A 12,687-nucleotide genomic window follows, 5' to 3' on the forward strand; every position below is an offset into this window, starting at 1 on the left:
GTTTTCAACCGACACGTTCGTGTTGAAAGTCAAAAAAGATTAAGTTATTAAGGGCGCACGGTGGATGCCTTGGCACTAGAAGCCGATGAAGGACGTTACTAACGACGATATGCTTTGGGGAGCTGTAAGTAAGCTTTGATCCAGAGATTTCCGAATGGGGAAACCCAACACGAGTTATGTCGTGTTATCGATATGTGAATACATAGCATATCTGAAGGTAGACGCGGAGAACTGAAACATCTTAGTACCCGCAGGAAGAGAAAGAAAAATCGATTCCCTGAGTAGCGGCGAGCGAAACGGGAAGAGCCCAAACCAACGAGCTTGCTTGTTGGGGTTGTAGGACACTCTATACGGAGTTACAAAAGAACAGATTAGACGAATCATCTGGAAAGATGAATCAAAGAAGGTAATAATCCTGTAGTCGAAAATTTGTTCACTCTTGAGTGGATCCTGAGTACGACGGAACACGTGGAATTCCGTCGGAATCCGGGAGGACCATCTCCCAAGGCTAAATACTCTCTAGTGACCGATAGTGAACCAGTACCGTGAGGGAAAGGTGAAAAGTACCCCGGAAGGGGAGTGAAATAGAACTTGAAACCGTGTGCTTACAAGTAGTCAGAGCCCGTTAATGGGTGATGGCGTGCCTTTTGTAGAATGAACCGGCGAGTTACGATTTGATGCAAGGTTAAGCAGTGAATGTGGAGCCGTAGCGAAAGCGAGTCTGAATAGGGCGTTGAGTATTTGGTCGTAGACCCGAAACCAGGTGATCTACCCATGACCAGGTTGAAGTTCAGGTAACACTGAATGGAGGACCGAACCGACTTACGTTGAAAAGTGAGCGGATGAGTTGTGGGTAGCGGAGAAATTCCAATCGAACCTGGAGATAGCTGGTTCTCTCCGAAATAGCTTTAGGGCTAGCCTCAAGTGATGATTATTGGAGGTAGAGCACTGTTTGGACGAGGGGCCCTTATCGGGTTACCGAATTCAGACAAACTCCGAATGCCAATCAATTTAACTTGGGAGTCAGAATGCGGGTGATAAGGTCCGTATTCGAAAGGGAAACAGCCCAGACCACCAGCTAAGGTCCCAAAATATATGTTAAGTGGAAAAGGATGTGGCGTTGCCCAGACAACTAGGATGTTGGCTTAGAAGCAGCCATCATTTAAAGAGTGCGTAATAGCTCACTAGTCGAGTGACACTGCGCCGAAAATGTACCGGGGCTAAACATATTACCGAAGCTGTGGATTGTCCGTAGGACAATGGTAGGAGAGCGTTCTAAGGGCGTTGAAGCATGATCGCAAGGACATGTGGAGCGCTTAGAAGTGAGAATGCCGGTGTGAGTAGCGAAAGACGGGTGAGAATCCCGTCCACCGATTGACTAAGGTTTCCAGAGGAAGGCTCGTCCGCTCTGGGTTAGTCGGGTCCTAAGCTGAGGCCGATAGGCGTAGGCGATGGATAACAGGTTGATATTCCTGTACCACCATAATTCGTTTTAAGCGATGGGGGGACGCAGTAGGATAGGCGAAGCGTACTATTGGATTGTACGTCTAAGCAGTGAGATTGAGTGTTAGGCAAATCCGGCACTCTTAAGATCAAGCTGTGATAGGGAGAGGAAATTGTTTCCTCGAGTCGTTGATTTCACACTGCCAAGAAAAGCCTCTAGCTAGAATTGTGGTGCCCGTACCGCAAACCGACACAGGTAGTCAAGATGAGAATTCTAAGGTGAGCGAGCGAACTCTCGTTAAGGAACTCGGCAAAATGACCCCGTAACTTCGGGAGAAGGGGTGCTCTTTAGGGTTAACGCCCAGGAGAGCCGCAGTGAATAGGCCCAAGCGACTGTTTATCAAAAACACAGGTCTCTGCTAAACCGTAAGGTGATGTATAGGGGCTGACGCCTGCCCGGTGCTGGAAGGTTAAGAGGAGTGGTTAGCTTCTGCGAAGCTACGAATCGAAGCCCCAGTAAACGGCGGCCGTAACTATAACGGTCCTAAGGTAGCGAAATTCCTTGTCGGGTAAGTTCCGACCCGCACGAAAGGCGTAACGATTTGGGCACTGTCTCAACGAGAGACTCGGTGAAATCATAGTACCTGTGAAGATGCAGGTTACCCGCGACAGGACGGAAAGACCCCGTGGAGCTTTACTGTAGTCTGATATTGAAATTCGGCACAGCTTGTACAGGATAGGTAGGAGCCTGAGATACGTGAGCGCTAGCTTACGTGGAGGCGTTGGTGGGATACTACCCTCGCTGTGTTGGATTTCTAACCCGCACCATTTATCATGGTGGGAGACAGTGTCAGATGGGCAGTTTGACTGGGGCGGTCGCCTCCTAAAGAGTAACGGAGGCGCTCAAAGGTTTCCTCAGAATGGTTGGAAATCATTCATAGAGTGTAAAGGCATAAGGAAGCTTGACTGCGAGACTTACAAGTCGAGCAGGGTCGAAAGACGGACTTAGTGATCCGGTGGTTCCGCATGGAAGGGCCATCGCTCAACGGATAAAAGCTACCCCGGGGATAACAGGCTTATCTCCCCCAAGAGTTCACATCGACGGGGAGGTTTGGCACCTCGATGTCGGCTCATCGCATCCTGGGGCTGTAGTCGGTCCCAAGGGTTGGGCTGTTCGCCCATTAAAGCGGTACGCGAGCTGGGTTCAGAACGTCGTGAGACAGTTCGGTCCCTATCCGTCGTGGGCGTAGGAAATTTGAGAGGAGCTGTCCTTAGTACGAGAGGACCGGGATGGACATACCTCTGGTGTACCAGTTGTCGTGCCAACGGCATCGCTGGGTAGCTATGTATGGACGGGATAAGTGCTGAAAGCATCTAAGCATGAAGCCCCCCTCAAGATGAGATTTCCCAACTTCGGTTATAAGATCCCTCAAAGATGATGAGGTTAATAGGTTCGAGGTGGAAGCATAGCGATATGTGGAGCTGACGAATACTAATCGATCGAAGACTTAATCAAATTTAAATTGTTTTGTTTGGTTTATCAAATTTTACTTACTATCTAGTTTTGAATGTATAACTTTATACATTTCATTGTCTGGTGACAATGGCAAGGAGGTCACACCTGTTCCCATGCCGAACACAGAAGTTAAGCTCCTTAGCGCCGATGGTAGTCGGACTTACGTTCCGCAAGAGTAGGACGTTGCCAGGCAATTTAAATTATTCCACAGTAGCTCAGTGGTAGAGCTATCGGCTGTTAACCGATCGGTCGTAGGTTCGAGTCCTACCTGTGGAGCCATATGGCCCCGTGGTCAAGCGGTTAAGACACCGCCCTTTCACGGCGGTAACACGGGTTCGAGTCCCGTCGGGGTCATTACATATTGGAGAATTAGCTCAGCTGGGAGAGCATCTGCCTTACAAGCAGAGGGTCGGCGGTTCGAACCCGTCATTCTCCACCATTCTTAATTGAATAGCTTGGAGGGGTAGCGAAGTGGCTAAACGCGGCGGACTGTAAATCCGCTCCTTCGGGTTCGGCAGTTCGAATCTGCCCCCCTCCACCATTTATGGGCTATAGCCAAGCGGTAAGGCAATGGACTTTGACTCCATCACGCGCTGGTTCGAATCCAGCTAGCCCAGCCATTAGAGCCATTAGCTCAGTTGGTAGAGCATCTGACTTTTAATCAGAGGGTCAGTGGTTCGAGCCCACTATGGCTCACTTTTAAGTACTTTTCATTATGAGGAGTACTTTTTTTATGTATTAATAAAAAAATGTTTATACATTTATATGAAAGAAAAATACTAATTACTTGTAATATAAGGGTTATATTTGAATTATAAATCATTATATTGGGTTTATATGTAAAACACTGAATTTGATACTTTCTTAGAAATTAATGTTAACTTGAAATGTCAAACTTTTTAGATTATTCTAGTATCAGATAACAACAAAGGGGTTTTATAAATGAACAAAACAATTGAAATTATTGGTGCGCCGGCTACATTTGGACAAAGAAAATTAGGGGTAAATCTTGGTCCAGATGCAATTCGTTATGCAGGATTAGTAGCGCGTATAAGTGCAATAGGACATGATGTAAAAGATTCAGGGAATATACAACTACCTGAACTAGATCTGAATAAGTTTAATTCGGAGCAGCAGGGCTTGAGGAATTTGGATGAAATTGTAGAAACATCTACGAGATTAAGTGATGCAGTTTCTAATAGTATTGAAAATAATCATTTTCCACTGATTATAGGTGGAGATCATTCTATTGCAATTGGCTCTATATCAGGTATTAGTAAGCATTATAAAAATTTAGGCGTTATTTGGTATGATGCGCACGGTGATTTAAATGTACCTGAGGAATCACCATCTGGTAACATACATGGTATGCCGTTACGTGTCTTAGTAGGTGAAGGTGATGAGCAATTAGTTAATATTTCTAATTATACGCCAAAGGTTAAACCAGAGAATATAGTACTCATTGGTATGAGAGACTTAGATGTCGGTGAACGTCGTTATATTAAAGAACATAATATTAAAACATATACAATGGCCGAAGTAGATAGATATGGCATAAAACAAGTTATGGAAGAAACGATTGATTATTTGAAAGATAAGACGGATGGCATTCATTTATCACTTGATGTCGATGCATTAGATCCGGTTGAAACACCAGGGACTGGTACTAGAGTATTAGGTGGTCTGACTTATAGAGAGAGTCATTTTGCAATGGAATTATTGCATAATTCAAAATTGATTACTTCTATGGACTTAGTTGAAGTTAATCCATTGATAGACCATAATAATGATACAGCTGAACAAGCCGTTGGTTTAGTTGGAAGTTTCTTTGGAGAAACATTGTTGTAGAATAATTATTTGTAGATATGTGTTAGATTTCGAATTTGAAAATTAAAATAAGTCTATGAGGTTACTTTATTCTATATACTTAATTTTTATAAATGGATTTAACCATATTTAAATATATCAATAAACATTCATTAATTATGATTTAAAAATCGAGTCTGTAAAATCTATTTTAAAAATTTAGATTTTATAGGCTTATTCTTTTTATTTTATGCAAAAAAATTAAATACTAAATATGACAGTTAGTGTTATGATTGGTATAATAAATAACATGGGAACAGATAACCGGAGGAGATGTTATGGATTTATCCAACTTTTTTGACAATTGGAGTACAGTGAAAATAATAACTAGCGTACTCGACTTACTCATAGTATGGTATGTACTTTATCTTCTCATTACAGTTTTTAAAGGTACCAAAGCGATTCAATTATTAAAAGGTATTGTAGTAATAGTAATTGGACAACAAGTGAGTAAAATGCTGAATTTAACGGCGACATCCCGTCTATTTGATTTAGTTATTCAATGGGGTGTATTAGCATTAATCGTAATTTTCCAACCAGAAATTAGACGTGCATTAGAACAATTAGGACGAGGCAGTCTTTTTAAACGTTATTCAACGAATTTAAATAGTGATGAAGGTAAGTTGATTGCTGCAGTTACGAAGGCAGTACAATATATGGCAAAACGTCGCATAGGCGCATTGATTGTTTTTGAAAAGGAAACAGGATTGCAGGATTACATTGAAACGGGTATTGCAATGAATTCAGAAATATCACAAGAATTATTGACCAATGTATTTATACCTAATACACCATTACACGATGGTGCGATGATCATTCAAGAAAGTAAAATCGCAAGTGCAGCAAGTTATTTACCGCTTTCTGATAGCGCAAAAATTGCTAAAAGTTTAGGTACACGACATCGAGCGGCAGTTGGTATTTCAGAAGTATCAGATGCTTTTACAGTTATTGTATCAGAAGAAACAGGTTCAATTTCTGTCACATTTGATGGTAAATTGAGAAAAGATATTTCTAATGAAGCGTTTGAAGAATTATTAGCTGAACACTGGTTTGGCACACACTTTCAACAGAAAGGTGTGAAATAATATGTTAGAAAGCAAATGGGGATTAAGATTAATAGCCCTTGTACTAGCGATTGTTTTCTTTTTATCAGCAAATAATATGTTTGGAAATATTTTTGATGCTGATAATTTAAGTCAAAAATCTTCTGAAACAATACAAGATATACCAGTTCAGGTTAAATATAATAGCAAAAATTTATACGCGAGTGATGTTCCTGATAAAGTTGATGTTGAAATTTCAGGACCACAATCACAAGTGTTAAAAGCTGAAAATGGGGAAAACATTAAAGCAGTATTAGATTTAAGTGGTGAAAAAGCTGGTAAGCACACTGTTCAATTTCAAGTTAATGGTTTGAATAAAGATATTGATTATACTGTGAAACCTAAAGAAGCGACAGTTTCTCTTGAAAAGAAAGTTAGTAAGACTTTGAAAGTTGAACCGGATGTTAGTAATAATGATTTAAATGCTAATTATAAAGTGAGTGAGCAAAGTGTTACGCCAAATACAGTTAAAGTTACTGGTGGTCAAAAACAAATTGATAAAATTGCTTACTTAAAAGCAACATACAAAAATAAGAGTAAAGTTTCAAAAGATACAACCGATGTTGCAAAAATCACAGCATTTGATAGAAATTTAAATAAAATAAATGTTTCAATACAACCTAATGAGGTAAACCTTAGTGTTAAAGTTGAAGACTATAGCAAAAAGGTAAAAGTGAAAACAAAAGCAGTTGGTTCACTACCTAATGGTCAAGAAATTGATAATATTAAAGTAAATGATGAAGAAGTTGAATTTTATGGAAACAAAGATGACTTGGCTGACATAGATGACATTACTGCGAATATAGATTTAGAAGGTGTGACAGAGTCAACTGAGAAAAAAGTGAAATTTCATGTTCCAGACAAAGTTACAAAAGTAAGTCCAAGTGATACGACTGCAAAAATTACGATAAAATAGAGTTTTTTTAATAAAGGAGATATATATAATGGCAAAATATTTTGGTACAGACGGCGTAAGGGGCGTTGCAAATAAAGAATTAACGCCAGAACTTGCGTTTAAACTAGGACGCTATGGTGGCTATGTTTTAGCTCACAACGAAGGTGAAAAGCATCCTAAAGTACTAGTAGGTAGAGATACGCGAGTTTCAGGTGAAATGCTAGAAGCTGCGCTAATTGCAGGTCTTATTTCAATTGGGGCTGAAGTTATGCGTTTAGGTGTGATTTCTACACCTGGTGTGGCATATTTAACGCGAGAAATGGAAGCCGAACTTGGTGTTATGATATCTGCTTCTCATAATCCTGTTCCAGATAATGGTATTAAATTCTTTGGTTCTGATGGGTTTAAGTTATCAGATGAACAAGAACAAGAAATTGAATTACTTTTAGATCAAGAAAACCCTGATTTACCAAGACCAGTCGGAGAAGATATTGTACACTACTCTGATTATTTCGAAGGTGCACAAAAATACATTAGTTACTTAAAATCAACAGTGGATGTTGATTTAGATGGGATGAAAATAGCCTTGGATGGCGCCAATGGATCAACATCATCATTAGCACCGTTTTTATTCGGTGACTTAGAAGCGGATACTGTAACTATTGGATGTAATCCAAATGGTTATAATATCAATCAAGATGTAGGTTCAACACATCCTGAAGCACTTGCAAAAGTTGTTGAAGAATCAGAATGTGACTTTGGTTTAGCCTTCGATGGAGATGGTGATAGATTAATCGCTATAGATGAAAAAGGTAACATTGTTGATGGAGATCAAATTATGTTCATTATTGGTCAAGCGATGAGTAAGAATCATGAACTCAATAATAACATGATTGTCTCAACAGTAATGAGTAACTTAGGATTCTATAAAGCATTAGAAAATGAAGGTATTCAGTCTAATAAGACGAAAGTTGGCGATCGCTATGTTGTTGAAGAAATGAGAAGAGGCAACTTTAATTTAGGTGGCGAACAGTCTGGTCATATTGTACTAATGGACTATAACACGACAGGCGATGGCTTGCTTACAGGTGTACAGTTAGCTAGTATTATTAAAATGACTGGTAAAAGTCTAAGCCAATTAACTAGCCAGATGAAGAAATATCCGCAATCACTTGTTAACGTACGTGTTACTGATAAGTATCGTGTCGAAGAAAATATTGATGTTCAAGAAATCATGACGAAAGTTGAAGTGGAAATGAATGGTGAAGGTCGTATATTAGTAAGACCTTCTGGTACAGAACCACTTGTGCGTGTCATGGTTGAAGCTGCAACTGATGAAGACGCGCAACGTTATGCAAATACAATTGCTGATGTAGTTCAAGAAAAAATGGGTCTAGATAACTAGAAATATTTTACGGTTAATGATGAAAATCATTAGCCGTTTTTTATTAATGACTTTAGTCAGTTGAGTACGTGAAACATACGAAACAATAAACCACCTGCTATGCAGGTGGGCAATATAAGTTATACAAAAAATCCCTACGATTAAGTACAATATAGGTGTTCAAGCCAAATAAAGTACGAAAGTAGGGATTATGATGGCTAATAAAGCAAAAAGTTTAGCCCATACAAAATGGATGTGTAAATACCATATTGTATTTACTCCAAAGTATAGAAGAAAAATAATATATAATCAATATCGCTCATCGTTGATAGAGATTATACAATTACTTTGCAAATATAAAGGTGTTGAGATCATTGAAGGTCATATGATGCCTGATCATGTTCACATACTTGTAAGTATCCCACCTAAAATTAGTGTGTCGAGTTTTATGGGATACTTAAAAGGAAAAAGTGCATTGATGATATTTGATAAACATGCAAACCTGAAATATAAATTTGGAAACAGACACTTTTGGGCAGAAGGATATTATGTCAGTACCGTAGGATTAAATGAAGCAACAATAAAAAAATATATACAAAATCAAGAAAAGCATGATAAAGCAATAGATAAATTGAGTGTTAAAGAGTATGAAGACCCTTTTAAGGGTTATTAAAGTAAGTCAAATGCCTCTTTAGAGGCTAGCAAAAGTGGCAATGGCATTTTTGCTTGGACATTGAAAATGAAAAAGCCAGCGCCTTTAGACGCTAGCCGGTAAAGCGGGCTTATAGCCCAAGAGTAAACCACCCGTTTTACGGGTGGTTTTGATTTATACTAAAATAAAAAATACCTGAGATAAAATTCAAACATTATCTCAGGTATGCTTTAATTATAAAATATTATATTCTTTAACGATTTCTTCTGTTAACTTATCATCGGTTTTTGCATATTCTTTTAAGAACGCTTCTACACCATGTTTGTTGATGTAGTCATTTTTCTCAACTGTTTCTTGATCATTTGTATCATCATATTTTAAAAGTAATGCAGCCGTTTTAACTAGCGCGTCATGTTTTAAATTATTTTGATATAAGTAATTTAATGGTTTTATGATTCTGTCTTGTGGTCCAATTTTGCGTAATGTACCACGACCAACTCGTGTCACTTCATCAGATAAGTTTGGATTTTTAAAACGATCAATAATTTTATCAACATATTGTGATTGCTCACTATCTGTAAAACTAAATTGTTGTGTAATATACTTGCTTGTTTCTTTTAATACTTTTTTCAATCCATCGTTTATTATATCATCATTAACAGCATCTAAAACAGTAGGCTGACCGTAAAATCTACCAGCATAAGCGAGGTAAGCATGACCCGTGTTAACTGTAAGTAGCTTACGTTCAATATAAGGTGTTAAATCATCTACATATTTAATATGATCTAATTCAGGACCAAACCAGGCATCTTTTTCAATAACCCATTCGTAAAAGGGTTCAACGACAACATCTAGTAAGTTATCGTTTGTTTGTAAAGGTACGATGCGATCTACTGCAGAATTAGCAAAATGAATATGCTCATCAAGTGGACCAGTAATATCTAGAATTGCTTCTTTTAACGTGTTTGTTGCCATAATAGCATTTTCACACGCAACAATATTTACAGGTGTTTGCTTCTCTTTTAAATAGGGTGCAAATGATTTAGCAATAATAGGAAGAATATTAACGCCAACTGCCGTCGTAATTAAATCAGCTTCTAAAACTGCTTGTTTCAAACTGTCAGAAGGGCCACCAGAATTTATCGCATCAACGTTGTGAACACGTGTTGTTGTCTTAGCTTCATCTGCCAAAATAACGTCATATTCATGATGCTCGTCTAAAGCGTCTATGATTTCAGCATTTACATCAGCAAATGTTACTTTCACATTGTTATCTGCAAGAATATATCCGATGAAACCTCTACCTATGTTTCCAGCTCCAAAATGTAATGCTTTCATTAAGCTTCAGCCTCCTCAAAGACTTGTTTGATTTCTTCAGCAGATGCTGCATTGATGATGCGTTCAACATTTTCTTCTTCACTAAACGTTATCGCAATTTTTGAAAGTAAGTCTAAATGCTCGCCATCTTTACCAGCGATACCAACAACAACTTTAACTTCTTCGCCGTCCCAATCAACACCTTCAGGGATTTGAATTAGTGTTAGTCCTGATTTCAATACACTAGTTTTAGCTTCATCTGTACCATGAGGGATTGCTAAACCGTTACCCATAAATGTAGATACAAGTTGTTCACGGTCTTTCATCGCTTGGATATAATCTTCTGTTACGGCACCACTTGAAACTAAGGCATTACCTGCTTTTTCAATTGCTTCATTTTGGTCTTTTAGTGATTGATTGATAAAAATATTTTCATTACTGAATAATTCGCTCATTTTACTTCACTCCATATTTAATAATTTTTGTAGTTGTGTCAAATAACTTTGTTTCAATAAATCTTGAATTTGCTCAGGTTGTTGCATAAATGTATCGATATTGTCTAAATGTTCAACCATAGTTCCAGAAAGATCACTAACCATTGTTGATAAATCATCATCAGGGGGAATAAACATATTTAACAAATATCGTACAACCAGATTGTCATTTTGATTACTTTTCAGCACTAATGGCTCATTTAAAATAGTGATTAATATTAAAGGTTGCTTGATTATGTCATGTTTTAAATGAGGTATCGCAATAGGATAAGGTTCGAGTACAAAGCTTTGCCTTTCCATATGCGGCTTAATAAGTTCAGCGAATGACTGAGAATCTGTTATGACTTGTTGTGTTAATAGTGTATCTGTAAGATATTGTTGTAAATTTGAAACAGATGCACATTCGACTGTAACTGCATCAATCAGTTCTAATCCTTTTTTGATAAATGTAAGTTTAGCGTCAGGATTAACGATTATTCGGTTTGCTTGTACAGGTTGCTCATTATTTAATTGGTATTGCTGCGTGTTTAAAAAAGCAGCAACATGATTTACGTCAGCATCAGGCAACAGGGGATTCACTGTGATGTATGCAGATTGAATATCCAAATCTACCGTTGAAATAATGGCATCATATTGTGATGTATCTAGTGAGTTTAAATCACCCACAGATGCTTGTGTTGTCTTCTGAATTTCACTAAATGTTTGTTGTAGTCGTGTGGCTAACAGTCTACTTGTACCAATACCACTACTACAAACGACTAACACATTGTAAAAAGGGGTGCCTTGGCTTTGAATCGCACCGCCAAAGTGCAGCACGATAAAAGCAATTTCGCTATCTGGAAAACTAAAATCTGGCCACGTTTGTACTAAAGCGCGTTGTACACTTTCAAACAGTCGTGGATATTTATGTTGAATCATTTCAGTCAAAGGATTATACGTTTCAATATTCGCATTTAATCTATTAATAGCAGGAATAATATGCAGCTTTAAGCCTTCTCCTAATGTTTCAGTTTCTTTAAATGATTGTTGAGAAAAATGGGCAACAGATTGAATGAATTTTTCAATTTTAGCCTCATCTTTACTATCTTTAAATACTTCAACAGATTCTTTACGTTTCGCACCTCTAAGATGAATGGTAATAAACGTGACTTCAGCCTGATTAAACTGTACTCCGTATATATGCTCAAGATGTAAGGCAAGCGCCTGTGCTACTTCATGCTCAAATGAATCTTTGACGCTTTGATATATGTCGTTATTTAATGAAACGTATTGTCCATTTAACATGCGATCAATGCTTAAAACAATATGGACCGTTAAAGTTAAATAACTGGATTCAGTCAATGAATAGGGGAGTTGATCTAAGTGATCCATTAAAATTCGTTCAATTTGGAAAATCTTATCCATGTCGACCATTGCTAACTGTGATTGATTAATAGATTGGTAGACGAAATGATTTTCGATAACGGAATAAACACTAGTACTATTTAAATTATTGACCATTAATTGACTTAATAATTCTCTTTTCTTTGACTCTGGACCCAGTAATTGAATACCTTCGCCACGTTTCTTTTGAAGGTTTAATTGATACTGTGACAATTCAAAATCAAGTTCATCGAGTAATTTTGTTAATGTTTGATTAGATACACCAATTTCTTGCGCTAAACCATACTGTTTTATGGGTGAATTTGCTTGAATAAGTGCGTATAAAATAATTACCTTTTGCTCTTCTTGTGATAAATCTATGGTATTTTCATGTAACAGCGCATGCTTTAGTGAAGTCAATGCAGTATCGCTTGTATCGAGTTGAATGCCTTTTTTAGTCACACGTTCTAGCTGAATGTCAAACGTTGCTAAGAATGATTCGATAGATTTTAATTCTCTATGAACAGTACGAGAGGATACAGCTAGATGTTGAGCAATGTCATAAATTGTGACATATTGACCGTGATACTTAATTAGCATTTCGATAATTTCTTTTTCACGTGTACTCAAAAACATAGCCATACCCTCCCAGTAT

Annotated in this window: 8 protein-coding genes, 6 tRNA genes and 2 rRNA genes; 13 read left to right on the top strand and 3 right to left on the bottom strand. The window is 37.9% G+C overall.

The window, feature by feature from the left end; genetic code table 11:
- The first annotated feature begins 37 nt into the window (after positions 1-37).
- The 13 genes from BJS11_RS11175 (at position 38) to tnpA (ending at position 8,880) form a co-directional block, all read left to right on the top strand.
- A 23S ribosomal RNA gene (locus BJS11_RS11175) occupies positions 38-2,959 on the top strand.
- A 77-nt stretch (positions 2,960-3,036) separates the two neighbouring features.
- Positions 3,037-3,151, top strand: a 5S ribosomal RNA gene (rrf, locus tag BJS11_RS11180).
- Positions 3,152-3,163: 12 nt separating this feature from the next.
- A tRNA-Asn gene (locus BJS11_RS11185) sits at positions 3,164-3,238 on the top strand.
- 3 nt (positions 3,239-3,241) lie between these two features.
- Positions 3,242-3,313 (top strand) — tRNA-Glu (locus BJS11_RS11190).
- A gap of 9 nt (positions 3,314-3,322) precedes the next feature.
- Positions 3,323-3,398: transfer RNA gene (locus tag BJS11_RS11195), tRNA-Val, on the top strand.
- An 18-nt stretch (positions 3,399-3,416) separates the two neighbouring features.
- A tRNA-Tyr gene (locus tag BJS11_RS11200) sits at positions 3,417-3,500 on the top strand.
- A gap of 4 nt (positions 3,501-3,504) precedes the next feature.
- A tRNA-Gln gene (locus BJS11_RS11205) sits at positions 3,505-3,579 on the top strand.
- A 3-nt stretch (positions 3,580-3,582) separates the two neighbouring features.
- Positions 3,583-3,655 (top strand) — tRNA-Lys (locus BJS11_RS11210).
- A 246-nt stretch (positions 3,656-3,901) separates the two neighbouring features.
- The gene (gene rocF, locus BJS11_RS11215) at positions 3,902-4,807 is read left to right on the top strand and encodes an arginase (RefSeq protein ID WP_069996357.1); all 906 of its coding nucleotides are present in this window, start codon (positions 3,902-3,904) and stop codon (positions 4,805-4,807) included.
- Positions 4,808-5,103: 296 nt separating this feature from the next.
- Complete coding sequence (cdaA, locus tag BJS11_RS11220) at positions 5,104-5,910, top strand: diadenylate cyclase CdaA (protein ID WP_069996356.1); 807 nt, start codon at positions 5,104-5,106, stop codon at positions 5,908-5,910.
- Between the two features lies 1 nt (position 5,911).
- Positions 5,912-6,844: a CdaR family protein gene (locus tag BJS11_RS11225; RefSeq protein WP_069996355.1), complete on the top strand. Its 933-nt coding sequence runs from the start codon at positions 5,912-5,914 to the stop codon at positions 6,842-6,844.
- A gap of 28 nt (positions 6,845-6,872) precedes the next feature.
- Entirely contained in the window at positions 6,873-8,228 is a 1,356-nt protein-coding gene (gene glmM / locus BJS11_RS11230; RefSeq protein WP_069996354.1) for a phosphoglucosamine mutase, read from the top strand.
- 193 nt (positions 8,229-8,421) lie between these two features.
- Positions 8,422-8,880: an IS200/IS605 family transposase gene (gene tnpA / locus BJS11_RS11235; protein WP_069996353.1), complete on the top strand. Its 459-nt coding sequence runs from the start codon at positions 8,422-8,424 to the stop codon at positions 8,878-8,880.
- A gap of 213 nt (positions 8,881-9,093) precedes the next feature.
- Here the strand turns inward: tnpA and BJS11_RS11240 are convergent, their stop codons facing one another.
- From BJS11_RS11240 to BJS11_RS11250, 3 genes are read right to left on the bottom strand one after another with little or no spacing between them, the layout of a single operon-like run.
- The gene (locus BJS11_RS11240; protein ID WP_069996352.1) at positions 9,094-10,197 is read right to left on the bottom strand and encodes a mannitol-1-phosphate 5-dehydrogenase; all 1,104 of its coding nucleotides are present in this window, start codon (positions 10,195-10,197) and stop codon (positions 9,094-9,096) included.
- Positions 10,197-10,631: a PTS mannitol transporter subunit IIA gene (locus BJS11_RS11245; protein ID WP_069996351.1), complete on the bottom strand. Its 435-nt coding sequence runs from the start codon at positions 10,629-10,631 to the stop codon at positions 10,197-10,199. The genes BJS11_RS11240 and BJS11_RS11245 overlap by 1 nt, the downstream gene beginning before the upstream one ends.
- 6 nt (positions 10,632-10,637) lie before the next feature.
- Entirely contained in the window at positions 10,638-12,668 is a 2,031-nt protein-coding gene (locus BJS11_RS11250) for a BglG family transcription antiterminator (protein ID WP_069996350.1), read from the bottom strand.
- Positions 12,669-12,687: the final 19 nt, after the last annotated feature.

The sequence above is a fragment of the Staphylococcus caeli genome, assembly GCF_900097965.1.
Classification (GTDB): domain Bacteria; phylum Bacillota; class Bacilli; order Staphylococcales; family Staphylococcaceae; genus Staphylococcus; species Staphylococcus caeli.